At 67.0% G+C, this 26,159-nt stretch carries 29 protein-coding genes; 12 read left to right on the top strand and 17 right to left on the bottom strand.

Going from position 1 to position 26,159, the window contains the following annotated elements; all coding sequences use genetic code 11:
• Position 1 precedes the first annotated feature (1 nt).
• The 5 genes from ACQKLX_RS19925 to ACQKLX_RS19905 form a co-directional block, all read right to left on the bottom strand.
• The gene (locus tag ACQKLX_RS19925; protein ID WP_427363295.1) at positions 2 to 730 is read right to left on the bottom strand and encodes a CpaD family pilus assembly protein; all 729 of its coding nucleotides are present in this window, start codon (positions 728 to 730) and stop codon (positions 2 to 4) included.
• A gap of 28 nt (positions 731 to 758) precedes the next feature.
• Positions 759 to 2,258, bottom strand: coding sequence for a type II and III secretion system protein family protein (locus ACQKLX_RS19920; protein ID WP_427363294.1), 1,500 nt, complete (start codon positions 2,256 to 2,258; stop codon positions 759 to 761).
• Positions 2,255 to 3,031: a Flp pilus assembly protein CpaB gene (gene cpaB / locus ACQKLX_RS19915; protein ID WP_427363293.1), complete on the bottom strand. Its 777-nt coding sequence runs from the start codon at positions 3,029 to 3,031 to the stop codon at positions 2,255 to 2,257. Before cpaB ends, ACQKLX_RS19920 begins: the two co-directional genes overlap by 4 nt.
• 127 nt (positions 3,032 to 3,158) lie before the next feature.
• The gene (locus ACQKLX_RS19910; RefSeq protein WP_427363292.1) at positions 3,159 to 3,671 is read right to left on the bottom strand and encodes an A24 family peptidase; all 513 of its coding nucleotides are present in this window, start codon (positions 3,669 to 3,671) and stop codon (positions 3,159 to 3,161) included.
• A 134-nt stretch (positions 3,672 to 3,805) separates the two neighbouring features.
• Positions 3,806 to 3,973, bottom strand: a complete 168-nt coding sequence (locus ACQKLX_RS19905; RefSeq protein ID WP_427363291.1) for a Flp family type IVb pilin — start codon at positions 3,971 to 3,973, stop codon at positions 3,806 to 3,808.
• 413 nt (positions 3,974 to 4,386) lie between these two features.
• On the opposite strand from ACQKLX_RS19905, the gene ACQKLX_RS19900 reads away from it, so the two are divergent.
• Positions 4,387 to 4,932, top strand: a complete 546-nt coding sequence (locus ACQKLX_RS19900) for a pilus assembly protein N-terminal domain-containing protein (RefSeq protein WP_427363290.1) — start codon at positions 4,387 to 4,389, stop codon at positions 4,930 to 4,932.
• A gap of 33 nt (positions 4,933 to 4,965) precedes the next feature.
• On the opposite strand, the gene ACQKLX_RS19895 is transcribed toward ACQKLX_RS19900, so the two are convergent.
• The 6 genes from ACQKLX_RS19895 to pcaH form a co-directional block, all read right to left on the bottom strand.
• A complete protein-coding gene (locus ACQKLX_RS19895) occupies positions 4,966 to 6,465 on the bottom strand; it encodes a phosphomannomutase/phosphoglucomutase (RefSeq protein ID WP_427363289.1) in 1,500 nt (499 codons plus the stop codon).
• A gap of 276 nt (positions 6,466 to 6,741) precedes the next feature.
• Positions 6,742 to 7,260, bottom strand: a complete 519-nt coding sequence (locus ACQKLX_RS19890) for a retropepsin-like aspartic protease family protein (RefSeq protein WP_427363288.1) — start codon at positions 7,258 to 7,260, stop codon at positions 6,742 to 6,744.
• Positions 7,261 to 7,410: 150 nt separating this feature from the next.
• Entirely contained in the window at positions 7,411 to 8,319 is a 909-nt protein-coding gene (locus ACQKLX_RS19885) for a ribokinase (protein WP_427363287.1), read from the bottom strand.
• Positions 8,316 to 9,212, bottom strand: a complete 897-nt coding sequence (locus tag ACQKLX_RS19880) for a 2-dehydro-3-deoxygalactonokinase (RefSeq protein WP_427363286.1) — start codon at positions 9,210 to 9,212, stop codon at positions 8,316 to 8,318. Before ACQKLX_RS19880 ends, ACQKLX_RS19885 begins: the two co-directional genes overlap by 4 nt.
• A gap of 109 nt (positions 9,213 to 9,321) precedes the next feature.
• Positions 9,322 to 9,897: a protocatechuate 3,4-dioxygenase subunit alpha gene (pcaG, locus tag ACQKLX_RS19875; RefSeq protein ID WP_427363285.1), complete on the bottom strand. Its 576-nt coding sequence runs from the start codon at positions 9,895 to 9,897 to the stop codon at positions 9,322 to 9,324.
• Positions 9,887 to 10,597: a protocatechuate 3,4-dioxygenase subunit beta gene (gene pcaH, locus ACQKLX_RS19870; RefSeq protein ID WP_427363284.1), complete on the bottom strand. Its 711-nt coding sequence runs from the start codon at positions 10,595 to 10,597 to the stop codon at positions 9,887 to 9,889. Before pcaH ends, pcaG begins: the two co-directional genes overlap by 11 nt.
• 290 nt (positions 10,598 to 10,887) lie before the next feature.
• Between pcaH and ACQKLX_RS19865 the strand changes: the two genes are divergently transcribed.
• Positions 10,888 to 11,625 (top strand): IclR family transcriptional regulator domain-containing protein, encoded by a 738-nt coding sequence (locus tag ACQKLX_RS19865; protein WP_427363357.1) that lies wholly within the window; start codon positions 10,888 to 10,890, stop codon positions 11,623 to 11,625.
• Positions 11,626 to 11,636: 11 nt separating this feature from the next.
• On the top strand, positions 11,637 to 12,521 hold the full coding sequence (locus tag ACQKLX_RS19860) for an aldose epimerase family protein (RefSeq protein WP_427363283.1): 885 nt from the start codon (positions 11,637 to 11,639) through the stop codon (positions 12,519 to 12,521).
• On the opposite strand, the gene ACQKLX_RS19855 is transcribed toward ACQKLX_RS19860, so the two are convergent.
• The 5 genes from ACQKLX_RS19855 to ubiE form a co-directional block, all read right to left on the bottom strand.
• Entirely contained in the window at positions 12,518 to 13,156 is a 639-nt protein-coding gene (locus tag ACQKLX_RS19855) for a L,D-transpeptidase (RefSeq protein WP_427363282.1), read from the bottom strand. The two genes, ACQKLX_RS19860 and ACQKLX_RS19855, sit on opposite strands and share 4 nt — an antisense overlap.
• Before the next feature lie 195 nt (positions 13,157 to 13,351).
• The gene (locus ACQKLX_RS19850) at positions 13,352 to 13,648 is read right to left on the bottom strand and encodes a helix-turn-helix domain-containing protein (RefSeq protein WP_427363281.1); all 297 of its coding nucleotides are present in this window, start codon (positions 13,646 to 13,648) and stop codon (positions 13,352 to 13,354) included.
• A 2-nt stretch (positions 13,649 to 13,650) separates the two neighbouring features.
• Complete coding sequence (locus ACQKLX_RS19845; RefSeq protein WP_427363280.1) at positions 13,651 to 13,980, bottom strand: type II toxin-antitoxin system RelE/ParE family toxin; 330 nt, start codon at positions 13,978 to 13,980, stop codon at positions 13,651 to 13,653.
• 42 nt (positions 13,981 to 14,022) lie between these two features.
• Positions 14,023 to 15,582, bottom strand: a complete 1,560-nt coding sequence (gene ubiB / locus ACQKLX_RS19840; protein ID WP_427363356.1) for a 2-polyprenylphenol 6-hydroxylase — start codon at positions 15,580 to 15,582, stop codon at positions 14,023 to 14,025.
• Between the two features lie 148 nt (positions 15,583 to 15,730).
• A complete protein-coding gene (gene ubiE, locus ACQKLX_RS19835) occupies positions 15,731 to 16,492 on the bottom strand; it encodes a bifunctional demethylmenaquinone methyltransferase/2-methoxy-6-polyprenyl-1,4-benzoquinol methylase UbiE (RefSeq protein WP_427363279.1) in 762 nt (253 codons plus the stop codon).
• A gap of 95 nt (positions 16,493 to 16,587) precedes the next feature.
• Between ubiE and mutM the strand changes: the two genes are divergently transcribed.
• Positions 16,588 to 17,478, top strand: a complete 891-nt coding sequence (gene mutM / locus ACQKLX_RS19830) for a bifunctional DNA-formamidopyrimidine glycosylase/DNA-(apurinic or apyrimidinic site) lyase (RefSeq protein ID WP_427363278.1) — start codon at positions 16,588 to 16,590, stop codon at positions 17,476 to 17,478.
• 9 nt (positions 17,479 to 17,487) lie between these two features.
• Entirely contained in the window at positions 17,488 to 18,069 is a 582-nt protein-coding gene (locus tag ACQKLX_RS19825; protein WP_427363277.1) for a chloramphenicol phosphotransferase CPT family protein, read from the top strand.
• On the opposite strand, the gene ACQKLX_RS19820 is transcribed toward ACQKLX_RS19825, so the two are convergent.
• Positions 18,070 to 18,543, bottom strand: a complete 474-nt coding sequence (locus tag ACQKLX_RS19820; protein WP_427363276.1) for an SRPBCC family protein — start codon at positions 18,541 to 18,543, stop codon at positions 18,070 to 18,072.
• Between the two features lie 181 nt (positions 18,544 to 18,724).
• On the opposite strand from ACQKLX_RS19820, the gene ACQKLX_RS19815 reads away from it, so the two are divergent.
• The 7 genes from ACQKLX_RS19815 (at position 18,725) to recF (ending at position 26,147) form a co-directional block, all read left to right on the top strand.
• Positions 18,725 to 19,498 (top strand): enoyl-CoA hydratase, encoded by a 774-nt coding sequence (locus ACQKLX_RS19815; RefSeq protein ID WP_427363275.1) that lies wholly within the window; start codon positions 18,725 to 18,727, stop codon positions 19,496 to 19,498.
• Positions 19,499 to 19,617: 119 nt separating this feature from the next.
• Positions 19,618 to 20,613, top strand: a complete 996-nt coding sequence (locus ACQKLX_RS19810) for a threo-3-hydroxy-L-aspartate ammonia-lyase (RefSeq protein WP_427363274.1) — start codon at positions 19,618 to 19,620, stop codon at positions 20,611 to 20,613.
• On the top strand, positions 20,610 to 21,005 hold the full coding sequence (locus ACQKLX_RS19805) for a RidA family protein (RefSeq protein WP_427363273.1): 396 nt from the start codon (positions 20,610 to 20,612) through the stop codon (positions 21,003 to 21,005). The genes ACQKLX_RS19810 and ACQKLX_RS19805 overlap by 4 nt, the downstream gene beginning before the upstream one ends.
• Positions 21,006 to 21,175: 170 nt before the next feature.
• Positions 21,176 to 21,442: a 30S ribosomal protein S20 gene (gene rpsT, locus ACQKLX_RS19800; protein WP_427363272.1), complete on the top strand. Its 267-nt coding sequence runs from the start codon at positions 21,176 to 21,178 to the stop codon at positions 21,440 to 21,442.
• 834 nt (positions 21,443 to 22,276) lie between these two features.
• Positions 22,277 to 23,737, top strand: a complete 1,461-nt coding sequence (dnaA, locus tag ACQKLX_RS19795; protein WP_427363355.1) for a chromosomal replication initiator protein DnaA — start codon at positions 22,277 to 22,279, stop codon at positions 23,735 to 23,737.
• A gap of 137 nt (positions 23,738 to 23,874) precedes the next feature.
• A complete protein-coding gene (dnaN, locus tag ACQKLX_RS19790) occupies positions 23,875 to 24,993 on the top strand; it encodes a DNA polymerase III subunit beta (protein WP_427363271.1) in 1,119 nt (372 codons plus the stop codon).
• A 26-nt stretch (positions 24,994 to 25,019) separates the two neighbouring features.
• The gene (gene recF / locus ACQKLX_RS19785; protein WP_427363270.1) at positions 25,020 to 26,147 is read left to right on the top strand and encodes a DNA replication/repair protein RecF; all 1,128 of its coding nucleotides are present in this window, start codon (positions 25,020 to 25,022) and stop codon (positions 26,145 to 26,147) included.
• Positions 26,148 to 26,159: the final 12 nt, after the last annotated feature.

The raw sequence follows: 26,159 nt of genomic DNA, 5'->3' as shown, positions 1-26,159 counted from the left end.
ATCATTTGCCTCCGACGGCGTCGCTGACCTTGGTCTGTTCCTGGCGATACTGCGTCGAGGGGTCCTTACCCTCGCGCAGCTTCTTGATCCCCTCCATCCGCTTTTGCGTGTCGAAGCGACCTTCGCTGCGCGCACGCACCAGATCAAGCGGATCGGCGATCTGCGCGGCGAGATTGGCCTGCGTCGAGCAGCCAAAGTTCCAGTAGGGCTCGTTCGCCGCGTCGGTCTTGTAGCTGGAGGCGCCGAGATCGGTCGGCCATTGCCCACAGGAATGCGGCAATCCGGCCTGCAGCGAGGCATAGGTCAGACGGATCGGCGAGGCGAGACCGGGATCGGCGATACGATAGGTCCTGACCGAAAGAGCATTGGGCGAGACGCCGGCGCGGGCGAGCGAGCGACGGATGCCGTCGAGCGTGTCATGGGTCGCAACGTCCCGCCCGGTCCCCGTCGGCACCTCGGCGACCAGCCCGCCCTTGCCGCCGCGGCGGTAGTCCTCGCCGAAGCGGGCGACATCCTCGGCCTGGCGTGCATCGAGCCCGCCGCCGGCCCGGCCGATGAAGACGTCGAGCGAACGGGGCGCATCGCGCAACACGATCGGATGGCGCTCTCGCGTGTCGATGGGAACACCGGAGCTCGAGATGTCACCCTTGGCGCAGGCCCCGAGCAGGAGCGCAGCGCCAAGCGCGGCGGGCAGCGCCGTCTTGCGTGTCCGGTAGAGCTTGCTGGTCACGATCGCCATCCTTGTCGCGGCCCCGTCTTCAATCGGCGATGAAGCCGACGCGGCCCTTGTAGGCCTGCGGAATCGGCCCGCCACTGGTCGAGCCGTAGATCTTGTTCAGCCGCCCCATCAGGATCGTCTGGGCGTCATGCGCCTCGACGAAGCCGTCATCCGGGCGTTGCAGCTGGTTGGGCCCGACCGGCTTCACGATATAGGGCGTCACAGCGATCATCAGCTCGGTCTCCTCGCGCTGATAGTCGCGCGAGCGAAACATCGTGCCGATGATCGGGATGTTCATCAGCCCCGGCAGCCCGTTGATCGCCTGGCGCGAGACGCGCTGGATCAGGCCGGCGGTCGCCAAGGTTCCACCGGAGGGCAGTTCCACCGTCGTGTCCGATTTGCGCGTCCGGAATCCGGGAGCGTTCACTGCGCCCGTCTGCGTGGTGTCAGCAAGGCGCAGCTGGTTCTCGGCATCGAGCTCGGTGACCTCGGTCGCGATGCGCATCGAGATCCTGCCTTCGGACAGCACGATCGGCGTGAAGTTCAGCGAGACGCCGATCGTCTTGTAGACGATGTTGAGATTGCAGCGGCCGGTGATATCGCAACTGTAACCGTTGGGAACCGGGATCTCGCCGCCGGCCGTGAACTTCGCGCTCTCTCCCGAGATCGCCGTGACGGTCGGCTCTGCAAGAATCCGCGACAGGCCGGCTCGCTCCAGCGCGCGCAGCGTGACATTGGACGACTTGCCGATCCCGGCGGCGATCGAGGTCGCCGCGAGCTGCTGCGGCTGCACCGAGAACGGGTTGTCGAGCGTCGGGGTGATCTTGAGGTCGCCCAGCTTCCACTCGCCGGTCGAGTTGATGCCGAGCTGCTTGATCGCCTTGCGGGCGACCTCGGAAACCGTGACCTTGACCATGACCTGGTCGCGCCCGCGGATGGTCAGCGAATTGATCACTGCTCCCTTGCTCGTCGTCTGGACGAGACCCTCCGTGGTGGAGCTGCCAACGAAGGCGCCGGCGATGTCCATGGCCTGCGTCGCCTCGGAGGCGTTCGCAACGGTGCCGACGAGGAGAATCGAGTTTCCGGCCGGCTTCACCTGGATATCGGCGCCCGGCATCGCCGTGCGCAGCGTCTGGCGCAGGACGTTGAGATCGCGGCCGACCTCGATCTCGAGCGCCGTGATCTGCTTGCCTTCGGCATCCATCACGAACATCGAGGTCGAACCGTCGGCCATGCCGATGATGAAGAGCTTCCGGGCCGAGCGCACCACCGCGTTCGCCACCTTGGGATTGGCGACGAAGACCTCCTTGGCATCGCGCGGCAGCTCGACGATCAGCGAGCGGCCGATCGAGAGATCGAGCCGGCGCGAGAGCGAGTGCTCGCTGGCACCGACATTCAGGACCGGGGCGGCCCCTTTGGATTGAGCCAGGGCAGGCCCGACCGTCGCCGGCAAGACAGCACAGAGGATCGCCAGCGGCAGCGCAAAACCATGCTTGTGCGCGGACCGGAGCGACGACGTCGAATTCTGCATCGGGATCATGGCTTCACCGCCTTGGTGACGACGCCGTAGCGCACGAGGGTGAACCCGCCATCTTCGCTAGGCGGAGCCTTGTCGCCGGCATCCTGAAGGCTGCGCAGCGCCAGCGAGAGGCTGCTGGTCTTCTGCGCCAGCGTCACAGCCTCGACTTGCTTGGGGTCGAGCTCGAGCGTCGCGGTTTCGCCGACGACGACCTTCTCGCCGTTCTTTTCCTGGATGCTCTGGCCGATCGCCAGCACCCGCACATTGGCGATCAAGGTTTCGCTGACCGGCGGCGAGCCGTCGCGCGAGTTGCTGTCGTCACGGGTCGTGCGAATCACATCGACGCGGTCATTGGGCAGGATGAAGCCGCCGGCTGTGTTGGCTCCGCGATTGTCGGTGGTGATGGCCACCGCACGCTTGCCCTGTGGCAGGATCGCCGAGAGGAAGCCGGAATCGGCCTTGAGCAGCTTCTCGCGGCGGATGGGCTCCGAGCTGTAGAGCTGAGCGCGGGCGACCTGGCCGACGAACTCGGCCTCACCCTGAGGGAGGTCCTGGCGGCGGATCGCCTCGGAAGGGAGGCTCGCAAGCGGCCAGGCCAGCCATTTCAGATCGCTGGCGGCAAGCTTGTTGCCGAGCGGAACGTCGGCGGCGGCCACCAGCACGTCGACCGTAGGCGCCGGTTCATATTTGGTCTCGGACGGCGTGGAGACTTTCGGCGGCCGGCCGATCAGCAGGGCGGCGCCGAGACCGGCGACGATCGCTACGGCAAGAACGATGATGCGGGCGGGACTCATGGCACACGATCCTTGGCCGGCATAGGCCGACCCTCACCCGGATCGTGGTCCTCGAATCGTCAAATTATGGTTAACCGGAGGTATCTTTTTGCGCGGATCGCATCGTTCCAAATCAGGAACGGGCTATTCAGGCTCCGATCGCGGCACGCCAGATCGCGCTATCCGGCAGCACCACCAACGCGGCAACTGCAAGCGCGATCCCGTACGGCACACCCTGTTTGACGTCATGCAGCCGCTGCGCCCATCCCCAGCCACGAGCTACAGTGGGAAGAGGCATGGCGCGCAGCTGGAGAATGACGAGGGTAAGGAGCCCTCCTCCGAGCGAAGCGATGAAAAGATAGGGGATCATCTGGTCGAAGCCGAGCCAGAGTGCGGTCACCGCAGCGAGCTTCGCATCACCGCCGCCGATCCAGCCGGCCGCGAACATGCCAAAGGAAACAACCAGCACCGTAAACGCCGCGGCCACATGCCAACCGGAAACCGCCCAGCCGAAACCGGCCGAAGCCGCACATGCTGCGAATGCCGCGGCGAGCAGCGCGCAAAGCCAATTCGGGATCGTCATCGTCACGAGATCGCTGGCCGCCGCATAGGCCATGGCAGCCGGAAAGACGACGAGAACGGCGATCAGCGACAGCGACATTGCGTTCATCCGGATATGGCGGTGTCAGGGATAGTGAGCTTCACGCGTCACCAAAGCCTTACCTGCGGCCGGTGCGCAGAAATAACGAAACGCCCCAGGCATCGCCTGGGGCGTTGAAGTGTCTAGGCCGAGGATCAGCCGCCGAGAGCGGTCTTAACCAGGCCGAACTTCTCGTCCAGCTTCGTGCCGATCGTCGTCCAGGTGGCGATGCAGACGACGGCGATCAGGGCGGCGATCAGGCCGTACTCGATAGCGGTGGCGCCCGACTCATCCTTGGCGAAGCGCGCGAACAGGTTCTTCATGGTAGTCTCCTTTGCACCACGTTTGACTGCTGCCTTCGCTCTAGATGGCTTCGGTCAGCGACAGGAGTGACACTACGGCTCCCGCCTTGCCGATCAGTTAAAGAGAACGAATAACTCGCCGAATTTTATAGGTCTTCACTCGATGGTTAATGCGCATTTAGCGCAATGTCTCAGTTAACACTTGGTATAAGACTTTCGATACGTCAAATCTACACCGAACAACAAACCCGTGCTGCCAAATATTACGCTACGTTAGGCGGCGCGCATCCCATCCGCTCCAGCGCCCTGCACTGAGCACCCCCAGGCTTCCACGGCGGAAAGCTGCATCATCTGCCGCCGAAAATCGCCATCTTAGGAAATGGTTCATCATTTTCGGCTTTGCTCAGCCTGTTCGAAACCTTGAGGCGCGGGCGATGTCCATTGCGATGCCGGGATCGCGGCTCTCCAAATCTTTCCTGACGCTGGCCTGCGCCGGGTTCGCGGTGGCCATCGGGCTGAGCGTCCCGGCCGACCGAGCCATCGCACAAGCCAGGCTCATCGCCGCGCCGGCTCCAGAGGCAAGAAGCGATGCCGGCGAGGCGGTCCAGGTAGTGGTCGACCACGCCAAGGTGCTGCGCCTGCCCGAGAAGGCGCAGACGGTCATCGTCGGCAATCCGGCGATCGCGGACGTCACGGTTCAGCGCAACGGCGTGATGGTCGTCACCGGCAAGAGCTACGGCGTCACCAATCTGATCGCGCTCGATGCGACCGGTGCCCTGCTGGCGGAATCCACCGTACGCGTCGGCGCCGCCACGGATTCGATCCTGACGGTGCAGCGCGGCCTCGAGCGCGAGAGCTATTCCTGCACGCCGGCCTGCCAGCCGAGCGCGCAGCTCGGCGACGGCAAGAGCTTCTTCGAAGGCACCACCGGACAGAGCGGCGCGCGCAACGCCGCAGCGACGGGCGCGGAGAAGAAATAGCTCCTCCCCCTGCACCCGCCGGGAGCGGGCTCGTCAGATCGTCTGATTATAGGCGCCGACTTCCGGGTTCTCGCGCAGCACGCCGTCGATCGCCTTGAACATCTCGCGCATGCGCGCCTCCGAGACCGGGCTCTCGCAGACGACGACAAGCTCCGGCTTGTTCGAGGAAGCGCGAATCAGGCCCCAGGTGCCGTCCTCGTTGACGACGCGGACGCCGTTGACGGTGATCACGTCGACGATCTTCTGCCCGGCGATCTTGTCACCGGCGGCCTGCATCGCCTCGATGCGCTTGGTGATCTTGTCGCTGACGCCGTACTTGACCTCGTCCGCGCATTTGGCCGCCATGGTCGGCGTGCCCCAGGTCTTCGGCACGGCGGCATAGAGCTCGGCCATCGACTTATCCGGATTGCGGTCGAGCATGTCGATCACGGCGATGGCGGTGACGAGGCCGTCGTCATAGCCGCGGCCGACCGGCGCATTGAAGAAGAAGTGGCCGGACTTCTCGAAGCCGGCGAGGGCGTTGAGATCGCGGACGCGGCGCTTGATGTAGGAGTGACCGGTCTTCCAGTAGTCGGTCTTGACGCCGAGCTTCTGCAGTTCCGGATCGGTCGAGAACAGGCCGGTCGACTTGACGTCGACGACGAACTGCGCGCCCGGATTGAGCTTGCCGAGGTCGCGGGCCAGCATCACGCCGATCTTGTCGGCGAAGATCTCCTCGCCATGGTTGTCGACGACGCCGCAGCGGTCGCCGTCGCCGTCGAAGCCGAGCGCGACATCGGCGCCGTGCTGCTTCACGGCATCGGCCATGGCGTGCAGCATCTTCATGTCTTCGGGGTTCGGGTTGTAGCGCGGGAAGGTGTGGTCGAGCTCGGCATCCATCGGGATGACCTCGCAACCGAGCGCCTCCAGGATCTGCGGCGCGAAGGCGCCTGCGGTGCCGTTGCCGCAGGCGGCGATGACCTTGAGCTTGCGGGTGATCTTCGGGCGGTTGGTCAGGTCGGCGATGTAGCGCGCCGGGAAATCCGGCACGAACTGATAGGAGCCGCCGCCGGAGAGGTCGAAATCGCCGGCGAGCACGATGTCGCGCAGCTGCCCCATCTCGTCGGGACCGAAGGTGACCGGGCGCTGCGCACCCATCTTGATTCCGGTCCAGCCATTGTCGTTGTGCGAGGCGGTGACCATGGCGACGCAGGGCACGTCGAGCTCGAACTGGGCGAAATAGGCCATGGGCGACATGGCGAGGCCGATGTCGTGGACCTTGCAGCCGGCCGCCATCAGGCCGGTGACCAGCGCCATCTTGATCGAGGACGAGTAGCTGCGGAAGTCATGGGCTGTGACGATCTCCGGCTTGACGCCCATGCGCTTGATCAGCGTGCCCAGGCCCATGCCGACGGCCTGGACGCCCATCAGGTTGAGCTCTTTCCCGAAGAACCAGCGCGCGTCGTATTCGCGGAAGCCGGTCGGCTTCACCATCGGCAGCGATTCATACTCGAACGTGTTGGGGAAGAGCTCGGGCAGGGGCTTCGGGAACATCGGGCCATCCATCTTCGAGGAGCGCCGGCCATGAGGCCTGCGCGGAAACCATGCAGCTGACGCGTGCGGAACGGACAGGCCACAGGCTACATGAATGCAGCCTGAGCATGACAGGGCAAGGACGCAAGGCGGGCATAGCTCATCGGTATGAGGTTGGGAACCGAGGGCCGGCTGCCATGGTGTCGGACGGAGAATGGAATCCGCTCTTCGGAATAATCCGGTGCGATAACAATGTGATCGATCATTGTGATCGCGCCCGATCGGACGCGCGATGATCTAGCCGCGCAAGACCATGCGGCCGCCCTGGACCTCATAGCCGCGCAGCCGGCGCAGGAAAGACGTGCCGAGCAGACTGACCGACAGGGCGCCCGCAGGCAGCACCACGGCCTCGACATCGCGCACCGAGATGTCGCCGAGCCGGACCTCGCGCAGCATCGTCCTGGCACCGCGAACGACCCCGTTGGCCGTGCCGAGCCCGACCGAATAGGCGGCGCGGTCCGGCCTGATCCCGAGCGCCCGGGCATCGGCATCGGTCAGAGCGACCAAGCTCGCACCGGTGTCGACCATCATCTTCACGCGGTAATTGTCGATCGCCGGATGAACGAGATAATGGCCACGATAGTCGGCATGCACCGTCAGGATACGCTCGGCATTGGCGGGCGTGCGTTCTCTCGTACCGGCATTGACAGGGACCGGCGCCTGGCTCGTCATCCGATCAAGCGAGCCGGCAGAGCCCAGCGCGAGCAGCGCAGCGATTCCGCCGACGCTCAAGAACCAGATGACCGGCCGTCTCATGATCGAATTTCCTTCCGCGCTGCCGGCGACGCTGCGGGCGAAGATGCTGACCAAGCGTAAATCGCCGAGCTGAAACAGCCGGCACGGGCGGGCTTCCACCCTGCGGAACGGCCTCAGGCTTAACGGCCGCTCAATGGGACGGGCGGCATTCTACAGGAAGCTCCTGCCCGCCAGCGCCTCGATCGCCTCGCGCCGCGGCACGCTCGGCTGGGCCCCAGCGACCGTGCAGGCGAGCGAGCCGGCGGCAAGCCCGCGCTGGAGCGCGCCGGAGAAGCCGAAACCGGCCTGCAGCGCCGCGGCGAAGGCGCCGACGAAACTGTCCCCGGCTGCGACCGTGTCGACCGGCTCGACCATCGGCGCCTCGAGCCGGCGGCGGACGCCGCCATGCCAGCCGACTGCCCCGGCCGCGCCCAGCGTCACGATGCAGGCGATGCTGCGCTCGCCATCGACGCGCCGCGCGATCGAATCGGGTTCGGTCTCGGCCCAGCCCAGCGAGCCGGCGAGGACCAGCGCCTCATGCTCGTTGACGATCAGGATGTCGGTCAGGGCCAGCAGCTCCGGCGCCGGCTCGCCGGCCGGGGCGAGATTGAGGATCACCCGGCCACCGCCGGAGCGCATCGTCCGCGCGGCGCGCAAGCACTCGCCCTCCGGCACTTCGCGCTGCAGCAGCAGCAGGTCGCCTTCGCCCGGCTTCAAGGTCTCGACGGCATCGGCCCTGGCCAGCGCATTGGCGCCGGCGGCGACGACGATCTGGTTGTGGCCAGCGGCATCGACGGCGATGAAGGCCGCGCCCGTCGGCGCCTCGACGTGGGCGACATGGGAGAGGTCGACACCGTCCTGCGCCAGAAGCCCGAGCGCGATTTCGGCGAAGCCATCGCGGCCGACAGCACCGACCAGCACCACCTCGGCGCCGGCGCGGCGGGCCGCCAGCGCCTGGTTGGCGCCCTTGCCGCCAGGGTGCAGCGCGTAGCCCGGGCCGAGCACGGTTTCGCCCGCGCCTGGAAGGCGCTCGACCGGCGTCACCAGATCGATATTGAGTGAGCCGAAGACGGTGATCATACCCGATTGCCCTGGGCAAGCCGGACGACGCCCGCGACGAAGGCGTCCTCGGGGGTAGTCAGGCCATGATCCAACCCGGCGGCGGCGAGCGCCCGGCCATAGCTCCCGGCCAGCACGCCGTCCGCCACGAGATGCAGGTTGCCGAGACCGCCGAACAGAGCGCGGGCACCTTCGATCTCCTGCGCGACCAGCAAGGCGGAGAGATAGGGGCCGACCGCGCCAGCTTCCATGCGCCCGCCCAGAACGTCGCTACGTGCGTGGAAGGCGGCGTTGAGCAGACCGCCCGGCCGATGCGCCGCCGCAAGCCCGCGCCTGGCGCCTTCCGCGGCATCGCCCTCCTTCGGCTCTTCCGCCAATCGCGACAGGATCGAGTGCTCGCGCAACAGGCCGTAGATCTCGCCGGTCATGAAGCTGGCGAAGCGGGTAATGCGGCCGCCCTTGACCTCGGCCCATTTCGAATGGGTCCCGGGCAGGCAGGCGACGCCATCGGTCAGGCCGAGGCCGACGATCAGCGTCTCCTCGCCGCGCATGACATCGAAGGCGCCCTCGTCGCAGGAGAGGCCGGGCAGGATGGTCGTCTGCGTGCCGTCGTCGAGCGTGACGGCGAGGCCGGCGGCCGCGATCTCCTCAGGGCTGGCCGGACAGGCGACATAGGGCGCCTCGACCCAGCCGTTGCGGCTGCCGACCATACCGGCGAGCAGGACCGCGGCGTCAGGGCGCGCCCGGCGAAACTCGCCGGCGATCTCGGCGAAGGCGGCCGGGAAGCCGCCTGATGGTACCGACTGGATGCCCCGATCGGCGACACGTTTGCCCAGCACGGCGCCATCCTCGCCGATGAGGAAGGCGCGGGCGCGCGTCGTGCCCCAGTCGAGCGCGATCAGGGGTTTGGGCATGGCAGGCTCCGGCGAATGCGCGCCTCGACGGATCACCCCAATCGAGGCGCGGCGAAAGGGCCGGAAATCTCCCTAGCCGGCGCGGTCCGGTCAAGCCCGAAGCAAGAGTTCAGACGTCGAAGAACACCGTCTCGCCTTCGCCCTGCAGGCGGATGTCGAAGCGGAAGACACCATCTGCGCCGCGTTTTGCGATCAGCGTGCCGCGACGCTCGGCCGGCACCAGAGCCAGAACCGGGTCCTGCGCATTGTCGGTCTCATCGTCGAAATAGATCCGCGTCGCCAACCGGATCAGCAGGCCGCGGGCGAAGACCGAGACGGTCAGATGCGGCGCCTGTGCGCTGCCTTTCGCCCCCGGCAGGGCGCCGGGCCGGATCGTCTCGATGAAGAACGCCCCTTCGGCCGTGGTCTCGGCCCGGCCGAAGCCGGTGAAGCCGGCATTGCCAGCAGCATTGAAACGGCCCTCGGCATCGGCCTGCCAGGTCTCGATCATCGCGTCGCCGACAGGTATTCCATCACCGTCGAAGACCACGCCCTCGATACGGATGCGCTCGCCGGCGACCCCCTCGCCGGCGACCTGCTCGGTAGCGAGCTCGGTCCCGCCATAGGCGCGCGGCGTCAGCGCATAGGCGAAGAAGGGTCCGATAGTCTGGGACGGGGTCAGGCCGTCCGGTTTCTCAGTGCTCATGCGGCTCCTCCGTCGGCGTCGCCTCATGGCCGCGCAACACGATGTCGAACTGGTAGCCGAGCGCCCATTCCGGCTCGGTGGTGTCGATGTCGAAGCGCGAGATCAGCCGGTTGCGCGCCCGCTCGTCGGTGATCGACTGGAAGATCGGGTCGAAGCGGAAGAGCGGGTCACCAGGGAAGTACATCTGGGTGATCACGCGCGAGAGAAAGCTCGGCCCGAACAGAGAGAAATGGATATGCGCCGGCCGCCAGGCGTTGTGGTGGTTGCGCCAGGGATAGGCGCCGGGCTTGATCGTGACGAAGCGGTAGCGCCCCTCGGCGTCAGTGACGGCGCGCCCCGCCCCGGTGAAGTTCGGGTCGAGCGGCGCCGGGTGCTGGTCCTTGACGTGAACATAGCGACCGGCGGCATTGGCCTGCCAGATTTCGATCAGCGTATGCGGCACAGGGCGGCCATCCTCGTCGAGGACGCGGCCGGTGACGATGATGCGCTCGCCGAGCGGCTCGCCGGCATGGCGCCGCGTCAGGTCGCTGTCGAGGTCCGAGACGGCGACATGGCCGAAGACCGGACCCGTGGTCTCCGACAGCGTATGCGGCAGGAGGATCAGCGGCTGCGACGGCGCCCGCTTCAGCGTGCTGCGGTAGTCCGGCGAGTTGTTCAGCGGATGGGCTTTCAGCCCGTTGCGCGGGTAGATCAGGCTCATGCCGCCACTCCATGGGCATTGCAGATACAGGCTCGGAGGATGGCAAGCCCCTCCGTGGTCGGTTCTGGAGTTTCCGCCGGGGCTGCGAGCAAGCGCAAGGGGCGCCCACGGGCCATGCGAGACACGCCAAGCACCCGATCGATCTCGCAATGCAGCGAAACAAGGATCATCGCCTTGACGTGCCCTCTCCAATTGTGCGATTATCGCACATAGTTTCATTTTTCGAACTTTTATAGAGGCGAACCGTGCCGGAGGCAAGCATCGCAGCCGCCGCTTCATCGCCCGATCATATGGCCGCGCTCGAGAAGGGCCTGGCGGTGATCGAATGTTTCGATGCCGGCCACGATCGCCTGACCATAGCCGACGTCGCCCGCGCCACCGACCTCTCGCGTGCGGCGGCCCGGCGTTGCCTGCTGACACTGACGCGGACCGGCTATGCCGAATTCGACGGCAAGTTCTTCCGATTGACGCCGCGCGTGCTGCGGCTCGGCTATGCCTGGCTGTCCTCGACCGCCCTGCCGCAACTGGTGCAACCCTTCCTGGAGCGCCTGTCGGAGGAGACGCATGAATCCTCCTCGGCCTCGCTGCTCGACGGGCACGAGATCGTCTACATCGCGCGCTCGGCGCAAAGGCGGATCATGTCGGTCGGCCTCTCCGTCGGCTCGCGTCTGCCGGCCTTCTGCACCTCGATGGGACGGGTGCTGCTGGCGGCACGCGGCCCCGACGATGCGCGGACGCGCATAATCGCCGGGCAGCCCCGGGCGCTGACGCCGAAGACCGTGACAGACCCCGACGCGTTGATGGCGCTCCTCGCCAAGGTCCGCAGCCAAGGCTATGCCATCGTCGATCGAGAGCTCGAGCTCGGGCTGATCTCGGTCGCGATGCCGTTGCACAACAGCCGTGGCGAGACCGTCGCGGCCTTCAACCTCTCGGCCCAGGTCCAGCACGCCAGCCGGGCCGATATCGAGACGAACTTTCTGCCGCGGATGCGCGCCATGCAGAGCCTGCTGCAACCCCTGATCGCCTGAGGACCACCTTGATGCGCACGCTCTCATCCGGCGGCTACGCCGCCCGCATCGCTCCGGATGCCGGCGGCACGATCGCCGCGCTCGAGTGGCGGGGGCCTGACGGCAGGACGCATCCGCTGCTGCACGCCCCGGCCGAGCTCGCGCCTCAGACGGCATCGCCCAACAAGTTCGGCGCCTGGGCGATGCTGCCCTTCGCCAACCGCGCCTTCGACAGCCTGGTCGATGACGGCCATATCCGCTTCACCGTGCCGGCCAACAATCCAGCCGGGACGATCCACGGCTTCGGCTGGCAGTCCGCCTGGCAGGTCGAGGAACAGTCCGCCGGTCATGCCGTGCTGGCGCATCGCCGGACAGACGGCCCTGATCCCTATCGCTACCTGGCGAAGCAGGAGATTCGGCTCGACGAGACCGGTATGACCGTGATGCTCACGCTGACCAACGAGGCCGACCAGGCCCTACCGTTCGGCATGGGCCTGCATCCCTGGTTCCCCTGTGCGGCCGACACGCGCTTGCGCATGACCGCAACCGGCGCGCTGATCTTCGGCGACCAGTTCCGCGCCACCGGCACACAAGCCTTCACTGACGGCGGCCCCTATGCCGACAATCCGATCTTCGCCACCGGCGCCGAGACCGCCTGGAGCTTTTTGGGCTGGGACGGCACAGCGCGGATCGAGACGCCCTCGACCGGCCTCGCGATCACGCTGAGCGCGAGCGAGAACCTGCGCTATCCGGTGGTCTGGGCCCCGGCCGGCGTCGATTTCCTCTGCGCCGAACCGCAGAGCCATGCCGCCGGCGCGCCGAGCGAGAAGATCGTGCACGACGCCTCGCCGCTTGCCCGACTGCAACCGGGCGAGACGCTGGAAGGCTGGGTGCGGATCGCCGCCGAGGCGATCTAGCGCCAGCCGGGTCCCGACATCGGCTGGAAGCCGATGGCGCCGGCCGGGATCGCCGGCCTGAGCAGCATCTGCTCGCGCGCCTCGCCCCAGGCCGGGCCCTGGCGCTGCTGCTTGGCCGTGAGCACGGCCTTCTGCGTCTTGATCTTGGCCTTGGCGATCTTTTGCTTGGAGCCGGAAGAGGCCTTGGCGAAGCGCGAGAGATTGTCGGTCGCAGCGCCGTTCAGCGCGATGCGGGTGTTGCCATAGCCATGCTTCTTGACCAGCGCGAACAGCTTGGCGGCATTGGCCGGGTGCAGGCGGATGCAGCCATGCGAGGCCGGGCGGCCGAGCGCGCCGACGGCGGTGGTGCCGTGGATGGCATAGCCGCCGCGGAAGAACACCGAATAGGGCATCGCGCCACCATATTTGCGCGAATACCAGCTGCGCTCGAGCCGCGTCGGGCGGTAGACGCCATTGGGCGAGCGGAAGCCCTTGCGGCCGGACGAGATCGCCCAGTTGTGGACCTCGCCGTCGCTGGTGGTGACGCTCATGCGCTGGGCGGCGATGTCGACGCGGACATCGAGCTTGGCCTGTGCCGAAGCGATACCGGCGAGCGAAGCGCATAAAAAGGCGAGAATGCCGAGAAGGCGATACATGACGCGACTCCTGAACGACGCAACCTGAGGAATCGGCTCTTTGGTCGCTGTCGCTCGGGCGCGTGCGCCCATCATGCGAAGTCAGCCCCGGCCTTGCCGTAAAGGAATCCCGAGGGGCCGGGGCTTGTAAAGCGCAAACCGCTCAAATGGTTTCCAATCGACGCCTCGTGGACGAGCCGCGGCAATGTTCCGGCGTCAAGCCGCCTTTGCGGGCACGACCCGCAGCTCGATCGTCCGGCCGAGGCGGTGTGCGATCCGGATCAGGCGATCGATCGTGAAGCGAGACAGGTCAGCATTGCGAATGCGCTGAATGTCGCGCGGATCGACCTTGGCCAGCTCCGCGCCGGCCCTGACGCTTAGTTCGCGCATGTCCAGCGTGGCGATGATCTCAGCGGCGATGATCGCCTTGAATTTCTTGGTTTCAGCATCCGCATCGCCAAAATCGGCAAAGACATTGCCGCTGCCGCGGACCAGGTCGAGTTCGTCAGCCATGGCTACAGCTCCTTCAACCGCCACAGCCGCTCGCGAATGACGTCGATCTCGCGCTGCGGCGTCTTGATGCCCTGTGTCGACTTCTTCTGAAAGGCGTGAACCACCCAGAGATCGTCGCCTAGCCGCACTGCATAGACCGCGCGATAGGCGTCGCCACGATGCGGCAAAGCAATCTCATAGACTCCGCCGTCCAGGCCTTTCATCGGCTTCGCGATATCTGCCATCCGGCCTGTCGCCGCGATCTCCAACGCGAACTTCATCCGCTCCTGGACCGCCTGCGGGAAGGTCAGGAACTCCTTCTGCGCAGCCCTGACCCAGGAAATCGGCCTCATGTCACAATGTAGGCATATCTGCCTACATTGTCGAGCGCCCGATCAGTCGACAAAGACGATCCAGGCGAGCAGCGCCGCGATCAGCCAGAGCGCCCAATTGCCCCAGCGGTTGCGCGCAGCTTCGGCCCGGCCGATCGCCTGGACGCTGGCCTCGTCGAGCGAGAAGCCGTGCCGCGAAGCGTCCTCGAGCTGGCCCAGCACGCGCTCGGCCCGGCCGACGGTCTCCGGCAGGTTGGCGAGGCTGCCGACGAGGGTGCGCACGCTGCGGCCGGCATCCTCGATGCGCCCGATCGGCCCGAGATTGCGCGTCAGCCAGTCACGCACCACCGGCTCGGCCGTGGTCCACATGTCCAGATGCGGATCGAGCGTACGCGCGACGCCCTCGACCACGACCATGGTCTTCTGCAGCATGACCAGCTCGGTGCGCGTCGCCATGTCGAACAGGCCGGTGATCTCGAACAGGAGCGTCAGCACCTTCGCCATCGAGATCTCGTCGGCACGCTTGTCGTGGATCGGCTCGCCGACGGCCCGGATCGCCTGGGCGAAGTCGTCGATCGAATGATGGGCCGGGACATAGCCGGCCTCAAAATGCACTTCGGCGACGCGGCGATAGTCGCGGGTGATGAAGCCGAACAGGATCTCGGCGAGGAAGCGCCGCTCCTTGTGACCGAGCCGGCCCATGATGCCGCCATCGACCGCGACCAGCCGCCCTTCAGCGTCGACGAACAGGTTCCCCGGATGCATGTCGGCATGGAAGAAGCCGTCGCGGATCGCGTGCTTCAGGAAGGACTGGATGACGTTGCGGCCGAGCCCGGCCAGATCGTGGCCGGCAGCGCGCAGCGCCTCGACATCGGAGAGGCGTATGCCGTCGATCCATTCGTCGACCAGCATCTCGCGCGCGGTCAGCTGCCAATCCGGCGCCGGCACCCGGAAATCGGTGTCTTCCCTGGTGTTCTCGGCGAATTCCGAGAGGGCGGCCGCCTCGAGCCGCAGATCCATCTCCATGGCGACCGAGCGCGCCAATGTCTCGACGATGGCGACGAAGCGCAGGCGCCGCGCCTCGGGCGAGCGGCTTTCGGCAAGCTGGGCGCCGAAGCGCATGGAGGCGAGGTCGCGATGGAAGCGATCGCGGATACCGGGCCTGAGGATCTTGACCGCAACCTCGGAGCCATCCTTCAGGCGCGCGCGGTGGACCTGGGCGATCGAGGCGGCGGCGACCGGCTCGCTGAACTCGACGAAGATCGCCTCGACCGGCTTGCCGTGGGCTGCCTCGATCGCGGCACGGGCCTGTGCCATCGGGAAGGGCGCCATCCGGTCCTGCAGGGCCGAGAGATCCTCGGCGATCTTCATGCCGACGACATCGGGCCGGGTCGCCAGGAACTGGCCGAACTTGACATAGGACGGGCCGAGCCGGGTCAGCGCCGCGGCAAGACGCGTCGCAGATGAGCCGGCGCCGCGCCGCTCGATCAACCGGCCGAGTGCGATCAGCGCCCGCGCCGCCGGCGGCAGCACTGAAGGGTCGACGAGCGCGAGCGCGCCCTCGCGCGCCAGCACGAAGCCGACCCGCGCCGAGCGGGCGAGATGGGCAAGGGCGGAGATCATGCCGATGGCAACGCGGAACGCGCCTTCCCCGTCATGGTCGGGCTTGTCCCGACCATCCACGTCTTCCCTAGGGCAGCGCGGTGTTCAAGACGTGGATGCTCGCCACAAGGGCGAGCATGACGGCGGTGGGCTGTCACAGCTGCCTCAGTCACAGCTTCCAGCCGGAATGCAGCGCCACGACCCCGCCGGTCATCGGCGTGAACGAGGCGCGACGGAAGCCGGCTTCGGCGATCATGTTGGCGAAGACCTGCGGGCGCGGGAACTTGCGGATCGACTCGACGAGATACTGGTAGGGCTCGGCCTCGCCCGTCACCATCCGGCCCATCGGCGGGATGACGTTGAAGGAATAGGCCTCGTAGACCTTGTCGAGCAGCGGCACGTCGACATGGCTGAATTCGAGGCAAAGGAAGCGCCCGCCGCGCTTCAGCACGCGATAGGCCTCGGCGAGAGCCTTCTCGATGCGCGGCACATTCCTGATGCCGAAGGCGATGGTGTAAGCGTCGAAGCTATTGTCCGGCAGCGCCAGCTCCTCGGCATTGCCCTGGACGAAGCGGATGCGCTCATCGTCGGGAAAACGCTTCTGCGCCCGCTCGCGCCCGACGGCTAGCATCTCGGCATTGATGTCGAGGACGGTGACGTCGGTCAGCGGCCCGCCCTCCTCCAGCACCTTGAAGGCGACATCGCCGGTGCCGCCGGCAACGTCGAGATGATGGAAAGCCCGGTCGCGCGGCGGCTTCAGCGCGGTGAGCAGCGCCTCCTTCCAGGCGCGATGCAGGCCGGCCGACATCAGGTCGTTCATCAGGTCGTAGCGGCCGGCGACCTTGTGGAAGACGTCGTCGACCTTGGCCTGCTTCTCGCCGAGCGGCACGTTCTCGAAGCCGAAATGGGTGGTGTCGGAGGCTGCTGTCACGGTTGGGCCGCTCTTGTGTTCGGGTGAGGCGATGAATAGCGAAAGCGTCGGGGCTTGTCGCGGGCCCTCTCGACGCATGCTGAAGAGCCGATGCCATGCCTGAACTTCCCGAGGTCGAAACCGTCCGGCGCGGGCTTGAGCCCGCCATGCTCGGCGAGCGCTTCGCCAAGGTCGACCAGAACCGGCCTGATCTGCGCTTTCCCTTGCCCGAGCGCTTTGCCGAGCGCCTGACCGGACGGCGCGTCGAGGCGCTGTCGCGGCGGGCGAAATACCTGATCGCCGATCTCGACGACGGGCAGGCGCTGGTCATGCATCTGGGCATGAGCGGGCGCTTCATCGTCGAGGCGCCCGGCACGAAGCCGACCGAGCCCGGCGCCTATTACAACGAGATCGGCCGGCACCTCATCCACGACCATGTTGTCTTCCATCTCGGCTCGGGCGCGCGCGTCACTTATAACGACGTCCGCCGCTTCGGCTTCATGGACCTGCTGCCGCGGGCGGGGCTGGAAACGTCGAAGCATTTCGCCGGGATGGGCATCGAGCCGCTCGGCAACGAATTGTCGGGCGAGCTGTTGGCCAAACTGTTCTCCGGCAAGATCGCGCCGCTGAAGGCGGCGCTGCTCGACCAGCGCCTGATCGCCGGACTCGGCAACATCTATGTCTGCGAGGCGCTGTTCCGCGCCGGGCTGCATCCCGAGGCCGAGGCCGGCTCGCTGGCGACGCCGACCGGCAAGCCGCGCGAGAAGGCGCATCTGCTGGCTGGGATCATCCGCGACGTGCTGGAGGAGGCGATAGCGGCCGGCGGCTCGACCCTGCGCGACTTCGCCCATGCCGACGGCTCGCTCGGCTATTTCCAGCATCGCTTCAAGGTCTATGACCGCGAGGACGAGCCTTGCGTCACGCCGGGCTGCGGGCATGCGGTCAGGCGGCTGGTGCAGTCGGGGCGCTCGACCTTCTATTGCGAAAGCTGCCAGAAGCGCGGCTGAGGGCGCGACATGTCCGATACTCTTCGGCCGCCCGGCAAGATCATCCTGCTCAACGGCGCGTCCAGCAGCGGCAAATCCTCGCTGGCGCGCGCCGTGCAGGCCCGGATCGAGGAGCCGTTCTGGCACATCTCGATCGACCATTTGCGCGACTCCGATGTGCTGCCAACGGTGCGCATCCGCTCCGGCGAGTTCCCGTGGACTTCGATGCGCGACGCCTTCTTCGAGGGCTTCGAGCACTCGCTCCCGGCCTATGTCCGCTGCGGCAACAACCTGATCGTCGAGCACATCATGGAAAACCGCGCCTGGCTGCTGCGGCTGGCGCGCCTGCTCGAAGGACAGGACGTCTTCTTCGTCGGCCTGCATTGCGATCTCGCCGAATTGGAGCGCCGCGAGATCGCACGCGGTGACCGGAAGGTCGGCGATGCCCGCCGCGACTTCCACCAGGTCCACAGCTATTGCCGCTACGACGCCGAGCTGGATTCAGCCATCGCGTCCGAGGCCAATGCTGACAGGCTGATCGCCGCCTGGCACGCACGTACGCCACCCTCGGCCTTGCAGCGCCTGCTTGACGAGGCCGGGCAGGCGGATTGATCAGGCCGTCTCGATGAAGTGGGCCAGGTTCTCCAGCGTCGAGCGCAAGCCGGCGTCGTGATCCGCCTTGCCGATGCCAGCCGGCACGTTCTCGCAGAGGATCGTCACCTCGGTGCCGTCGCGGACCGCCTTGAAGCGCCAGGTCATCGTCATCGTGCCGGCGAAGGCCGGATCGTCCGAGACGAAGCCGACTTCCCAGACGATGCGCTCGCCGGGGTCGAGCGCAGTGAAGCGGCCCTCGACGATGTCGCTGTCGGCGCTCGCCTTGCCCGGCGCCCCCGCCGGATCGTCATAGGTCAGCACCATGCGGTAGAGGCCGCCGGGATGCGGCTCGAACCTCTCGATCCTGGCTCGCATTCCCTCGGGCGGCAGCCAGCGCGTCAGCACGGCCGGGTCGACGAAGGCGTTGTAGACCGCGCCGGGCGAAGCCTTGACGAGGCGCGAGGCCGTATCGGTTCGGGTTGCGCCGGCCATGCCTGCCTCCTGTTCGATTGCCACGAACCATCAACGCACGAACCGCCTCGATGGTGGCGAAGATTCGTCCGCCCGACCGTCGCGCCCATTCAGCCCCAGGCGCAGCTTGCACGGGCGCGCATGGACTTCCCCCCGCAGCCGCCGCTAATGCTGGCCCGACAAGATCATCCGGGAGGCCGCCATGGCTTATGAGACCATTCTCGTCGAGGTGAAGGGTAAGGTCGGCATCATCACGCTGAACCGGCCGCAGGCGCTGAACGCCCTGAACGGCCAGCTGATCGGCGAGGTCAATGCGGCGCTCGACGGCTTCGAGCGGGACGCCGGCATCGGCTGCATCGTCATCACCGGCTCGGAGAAGGCCTTCGCCGCCGGCGCCGACATCAAGGAAATGCAGGAGCGCACCTATCCCGGCACCTATCTCGACGACAAGTTCGCCGACTGGGACCGGATCGGCCAGCGCCGCAAGCCGATCATCGCCGCGGTGGCGGGCTTCGCGCTCGGCGGCGGCTGCGAGCTCGCGATGATGGCCGATTTCATCATCGCCGCCGACAACGCCAAGTTCGGCCAGCCCGAGATCAATCTCGGCGTCATCCCCGGCGCCGGCGGCACCCAGCGCCTGACCCATGCGATCGGCAAGGCCAAGGCGATGGATCTGTGCCTCACCGGCCGCTTCATGGACGTGAACGAAGCCGAGCGCGCCGGGCTCGTCGCCCGCATCGTCCCGCTCGCCGATCTGATGACGGAGACGCTCAAGGCGGCCGAGCAGATCGCCTCGAAGTCGCTGCCCTCGGTGCTGACGGCCAAGGAATCGGTCAACCGCGCCTTCGAGGTGACGCTGGCCGAGGGCCTGCGCTTCGAGCGCCGCGTCTTCTCGGCGCTGTTCGCGACCCATGACCAGAAGGAAGGCATGGCCGCCTTTGCCGAGAAGCGGAAGCCGGAGTTCAAGAACGGCTGAGGCCCGCATCCCCCGGCCGATCAGCGCCGCGCATGGCCGGGGTCACGTTCTTTCACTTGAAAGCGCGGCGGCGCTGCTGACACCATGCGTGCCGTTCGCACAGCACGCAGGATTCACCAATGACCGCCGCAGCCCGTTCCACCGATGGCATCGCCTTGCCGACCTATGCCGATGTCGAGGCGGCGGCGCAGCGCATCGCCGGCGTCGCCCACCGTACGCCGGCGCTGACCTCGCGCACGGCGAATGAGCGCACCGGCGCCAATCTCGTCTTCAAGGCCGAGAACCTGCAGCGCATGGGCGCCTTCAAGTTCCGCGGCGGCTACAACGCGATCGCGGCGCTGACGCCGGCGCAACGCAAGGCCGGCGTGCTGACCTATTCCTCCGGCAACCATGCGCAGGCGATCGCCTATGCCAGCAAGCTGCTCGGCGCGCCGGCGACGATCATCATGCCGCTCGATGCCCCGGCGGCGAAGGTCGCGGCGACTAAGGGCTACGGCGCCGAGGTCGTTTCTTACGATCGCTATACCCAGGACCGGCTCGCGCTCGGCAACAAGCTCGCGGCAGAGCGCGGGCTGACGCTGATCCCGCCTTATGATCATCCCGAAGTCATCGCCGGCCAGGGCACGGCCACGAAGGAACTGATCGAGGAGGCCGGCGAGCTCGATGTCTTGCTGGTCTGCCTCGGCGGCGGCGGTCTTCTCTCGGGCGCGTTGCTGGCGGCGCGGGCGCTCAATCCGGGCTGCAAGGTCTATGGCGTCGAGCCGGAGGCCGGAAATGACGGCCAGCGGTCGCTGCGCAAGGGCGAGATCGTCAAGATCGACGTGCCCAAGACCATCGCCGACGGTGCGCAGACGCCCTTCCTCGGCGACTACACCTTCCCGATCATCCGCGACCTGGTCGAGGATATCGTCACGGTGCCGGATGCCGCTCTCGTCGCGGCGATGCGCTTCTTCGCCGAGCGGATGAAGCTCGTGGTCGAGCCGACCGGCTGCCTTGCGGCGGCCGCGGCCTTCACCGGCGCGGTGCCGGTCGAAGGCAAGCGCGTCGGCGTGATCCTCAGCGGTGGCAATGTCGATCTCGCCAGCTTCGCGCGCTTTGTCGGCGAGGGCGCGTGAGCGAGATCGAGACCATCCGCTCGCCTGACGTGCCGGCGCCGGCCGGGCATTATTCGCAGGCGGTCGCCTACAAGGACCTCGTCTTCGTCTCCGGCCAGCTCGCGCCGCGTCCCGACGGCAGCCACACCGCCGGCGAGCCCTTCGCGGTGCAGGCGCGGCAGGCGCTCGACAATCTCATCGCCGTGCTCGCCGCCAGCGGCTGCGGCCCGGCCGATGTGCTGAAGGTCACCGCCTATCTGGTCGGCGCCGCGCACTGGCCGCAGTTCAACGCGATCTATGCCGAGGTCTTCGGGCCGCACAGGCCGGCTCGTGCCGTCGTTCCGGTACCGGAACTGCACCATGGCTATCTCGTCGAGATCGAGGCCGTGGCGGCCCGTCGCAAGATGGATTGAAGATGGCTACGATTCCGCCGTTGACGCCGGGCCCGGCAGGAACTATAGGGTCGGGCCTCGCGGCGGTCTTGCTCCGGCAGGACCGTCGCTCGCATTTTCATTGAAGCTTCGTGGTCGTGCCAGCCGGCAGATAGCCAGGCGCCTGCCGCGATGAGGACGAGGACGTTACGATGGCCAACACGACTTCGGCCAAGAAGGCCACGCGTAAGATCGCGCGGCGTACCGAGGTTAACAAGGCGCGCCGCAGCCGCATGCGCACCTTCCTGCGCAAGGTCGAGGAGGCGATCGCCTCCGGCGACAAGGGCGCCGCCGCCGAGGCGTTGAAGGCCGCCCAGCCGGAGATCATGCGAGCCGCTCAGAAGGGCGTGGTTCACAAGAACACCGCTTCGCGCAAGGTTTCGCGCCTGGCTCATCGCATCGGCACGCTCGCTTCCTGATCATCGTTCAGCAGCGCGCTCCTTCACGCGATTTTCGACCCGGCCGAAAGGCCGGGTTTTTGTTTGCGCGCTTGCTCGCGGAAAGCGCCCCGATGCTGCGACGCAACACTCGCCGTCAACGGCGATTCCGCAATCTTTCCACTGCTTTACCAACTTGACACCAGCTCCGTTTTAGAGGTCGGAAATCGTTCCGAACGGGACTTTGGACCGCACAAAATTCCTCCATATTTTTCATCACCTTAGTGGGCAAAGCAATTCAGTTGAAGGAATCCCGGGGGCCCGGATGGGGCGGGGGACGGCCCGCAAAAAAAAAGATTCGGAGCCGGCACGAGACTCGCCCGGTAAAGAAAAGCTTAACTTCCCCAACTGATTGCGAGGCACCTTCCGGTAGGTCAGACACCGGCCGGAATGCCCCCAGGCCACGAAGCCGGCTGAGGGGGATATTGCCCCCGTTCGAGACGGCCTTGTAAGGTCCTTTTCATCGGCGGGCGGACAGCGATGTCCACCCGGCTCTCCACAGAATTGTTGATGGTTTTAACTTACAACCGGAAGGGGTTGGGAGAATGTGCTTATTTGTCCTGAAGATTTAAAAGCGTTGAAATAACGAGCGGCCGCGGCCGGATTTTCGAGCCAGGCGGCATTACCATGAAAAGCGTTGGAGTGACCTTGCTTCGCGGCGCGTGCCAGCGGAGAGAGCCACGCTTTTCCTGAAAACCAGATAACGCACAACCTCCTTTCGCGGGTGGCGAAGTGCGTAGGACCATGAACGGGGCAATTGGAATGTTCGAGCGGATGGAGACGGGCAATCTGGTCGAGGCGACGGGCTCTCCGGCGATGACTGGGATTGCCCTCGGCGAGGCGGCGAGCGTGACCGGGATCAAGGAACGGTGGGACAGGGTCCGCCGGCGCCTGCGCGCCGAGCTCGGCGAGGACGTCTTCTCGAGCTGGTTCGCCCGGGTCGAGATCGGCGCGATCGTCGACGGCGTTGCCCACCTCACCGTGCCGACCCGCTTCCTGAAGAGCTGGCTCGAAGCCCACTACGCCGAGCGCCTGCGGGCTCATTGCATGGCCGAGCTCGATGCGCCCAACGGCGTCGCCCTCGCCGTACGCCAGGTGGCGCGTGAGAGCGCCGAGCCCTGCCAGGACCTGGCGGCCCAGCGGGCACGCCCGGCCCAGGCCCGCGCCGCCACCCCGGTGGCGGATATCGCTCCCGCTTCGGCCGCCGCCCACACCAGCGAGCGCGATCCCATGGACGCCTGCGGCACGCTGCTCGACCGGCGCATGACCTTCCAGAGCTTCGTCGTCGGCAAGTCGAACGCACTCGCCTTCGCCGCGGCCGAGCGGATCTCGGCGGCGCCGGCCGGCTCGACGCCCTATAATCCGCTCTACCTCCATGCCGGCGTCGGCCTCGGCAAGACGCATCTGATCCAGGCCATCGCCCAGGATGCGCGCCAGCACGGCAAGCGCGTCGCCTATTTCACCGCCGACCGCTTCATGTACGGCTTCGTCGCCGCGCTGAAGTCGCAGACGGCGCTCGCCTTCAAGGAGAAGCTGCGCGGCATCGACCTCCTGATCGTCGACGACGTCCAGTTCATCCAGGGCCGCTCGATCCAGCAGGAATTCGGCCATACGATCAATGCGCTGATCGACGCCGGCAAACAGATCGTCGTCGCCGCCGACCGGCTCCCCGCCGATCTGGAGGCGCTCGACGAGCGCATCCGCTCGCGGCTCGCCGGCGGACTCGTCGTCGAGATCGGCGAGCTCGACGAGGCGCTGCGCGTCAAGATCCTGACCACTCGTCTCGACGGGCTGAAGGCCGCCCATCCGAGCTTCCACGTCAATCCGGACGTGATCGCCTATGTCGCCAAGGTCGTCGCGACCAATGGCCGCGATCTCGACGGCGCCGCCAACCGCATCCTCGCCCATGCGACGCTGACCGGGGCGAGCGTGACGATGGAGACCGCGGAAGCTGCGATCCGCGATCTCGTCCGGACGCGCGAGCCGCGCCGGGTCAAGATCGAGGACATCCAGAAGCTGGTCGCGACCCGCTACAATGTCAGCCGCGCCGACATCCTGTCGGAGCGCCGGACTGCGGCAGTGGTCAAACCGCGCCAGATCGCGATGTATCTCGCCAAGGCGCTGACGCCGCGCTCGTTGCCCGAGATCGGCCGCCGTTTCGGCGGGCGCGATCACACCACCGTGCTGCACGCGGTGCGCAAGATCGAGAAGGCGATCGTCGAGGACCGCCTGCTCCATGACGAGGTCGATCTCCTGAAGCGCATGCTGCAGGAGTGACCTCCGGACGTCCCTTCTTGCGTTAACTGTGCAGGCGGGCTCGCGCGCCCTTGCGCGTGGGCCGGCCGTCCGGCAATGTCGCGGGCCACCTTTCTGCCTGCCGGCTCGCCGCGGGCGCCAGCATGCCAGAAGACGCCATGAAGGTTACGGTCGAACGCTCCACGCTCCTGAAGTCGCTAGGGCATGTCCATCGTGTCGTCGAGCGGCGCAACACGATCCCGATCCTGTCGAACCTCCTGCTGCGCGGCAGCGAGGACGGGCTCAAGCTGAAGGCGACCGACCTCGACATCGAGGTGGTCGAGGCCGTGCCGGCGGATATCGTCGAGCCCGGCGCGACCACGGTTCCCGCCCACACCCTCTACGACATCGTCCGCAAGCTGCCGGACGGCTCGCAGGTCTCGCTCGAGACCACCGGCGAGACCGGTCAGATGGTGCTGCGCTCGGGCCGCTCGCGCTTCACCTTGCAGACGCTGCCGGAAAGCGACTTCCCCGACATCACTGCCGGCGAGATGGCGCATCGCTTCGTGCTGCCGGCCGGCGAGTTCAAGCGGCTGATCGACAAGACCCAGTTCGCGATCTCGACCGAGGAGACGCGCTACTATCTCAACGGCATCTACCTGCACGCAATCGATGTCGACGGACGCCCGGTGCTGCGCGCGGTTGCGACCGACGGCCACCGCCTCGCCCGCGTCGACACCGCCGCCCCGCAGGGCTCGCTCGGCATGCCGGGCGTGATCGTGCCGCGCAAGGCCGTGGCAGAGATCCAGAAGCTGCTGGAGGACGGCGAGAGCGAGGTCCAGGTCGAGCTCTCGGCCACCAAGATCCGCGTCGCCACCGCCGAGGTGGTGCTGACCTCGAAGCTGATCGACGGCACCTTCCCCGACTATCAGCGCGTCATTCCCTCAGGGAACGACAAGCTGCTCACCGTCGACCGGGGCGATTTCGCCGCGTCCGTCGACCGCGTCTCGACGATCTCGTCCGAGCGTGGCCGCGCCGTGAAGCTCTCCATGGCCGATGGCCGCATGACGCTTTCGGTGACCAACCCGGATTCCGGCTCGGCGACCGAGGAGATCGAGGTCGACTACGATGCCGGCCCGCTCGATATCGGCTTCAACGCGCGCTATCTGATGGACATCGCCGCCCAGCTCGACGGCGACACGGCGCTGCTCAAGCTCGCCGATCCGGGCTCGCCAACGGTGATCCAGGACCGCGAAGGCGCTTCGGCCCTCTATGTGCTGATGCCGATGCGGGTCTGATCCCGCAAGAGCGTCTCGAGAGCGTCTTGACCGCGGTCGCCCGCCTCACGCTGCAGAATTTCCGCTCCTATCCGGCCCTCGATCTTGCGATCGAGGGCCGGCTCGTTGCGCTGTGCGGCGAGAACGGCGCCGGCAAGACCAATCTGCTGGAGGCGCTCTCGCTGTTCGCGCCCGGCCGCGGCCTGCGGCGCGCCGATCTTTCCGACATGGTCCGTCAACCTGGCGATGGCGGCTTTGCCGTCTCGATCGGGCTCGCCGATGACGGGGCGCGGCTCGGGATCGGGCTGGAGCCGCCGGATGCCGAGGGCAAACGGGCGCGGCTCGCCCGGATCGACGGCGCCCCGGCCGGCTCGGCCCTCGCCTTCAGCGATTATGTCCGACTGGTCTGGCTGACGCCTGATCTCGACGGCTTGTTCCGCGGCGCAGCAGGCGATCGCCGGCGCTTCCTCGATCGGCTGGTGCTTGCGGTCGATCCCGGCCATGGCACGCGCTCGAACGCGCTGGAAAAGGCGCTGCGCTCGCGCAACCGCATCCTCGACGAGAGCCCGCATCAGCAGCGCTGGCTCGATGCGGTCGAGCGCGAGATTGCCGAGCTCGGCGTCGCCGTGGCCGCTGCCCGGGCCGAGACGGTGGCGCGGCTCTCCGCCATCATCGCGCAGACCGCGGACGAGGCCTCGCCCTTCCCGCAGGCCGACATCGCGCTGGAGGGCGAGATCGACGCGCTGGTCGCGAGCCTGCCGGCGCTCGATGCCGAGGACCGCTATCGCGAGCTGCTGCGCGAGATGCGCCCGCGCGACAAGGCAGCCGGGCGCACGCTCACCGGCCCGCAGGCTTCCGATCTCGCCGTGCGCCATGCCACCAAGGATATCCCGGCGGGCCAGGGCTCGACCGGCGAACAGAAGGCGCTATTGATCGGGCTCGTCCTCGCTCATGCCCGACTGGTGGCGACGATGAGCGATCTGCCGCCGCTCGTGCTGCTCGACGAGGTCGCCGCCCATCTCGACCCGCGCCGGCGGGCAGCGCTCTACACGACACTGGCCGAGCTCGGCTGCCAGGTCTGGATGACCGGCGCCGACCCCGCCCTGTTCGGCGATCTTCCCGATGGGGCGCAGCGTTTCCTGGTCACGCCCGGCGAGGTCCGGCAGGCGCCCTGAGCGGATCTCGCC

It is taken from the genome of Allobosea sp. NPDC003192 (assembly GCF_050275675.1).
Taxonomy (GTDB): domain Bacteria; phylum Pseudomonadota; class Alphaproteobacteria; order Rhizobiales; family Beijerinckiaceae; genus Allobosea.
Note: the sequence above shows the minus strand (reverse complement) of the source record. Positions and strands in the feature narration are given on the sequence as shown.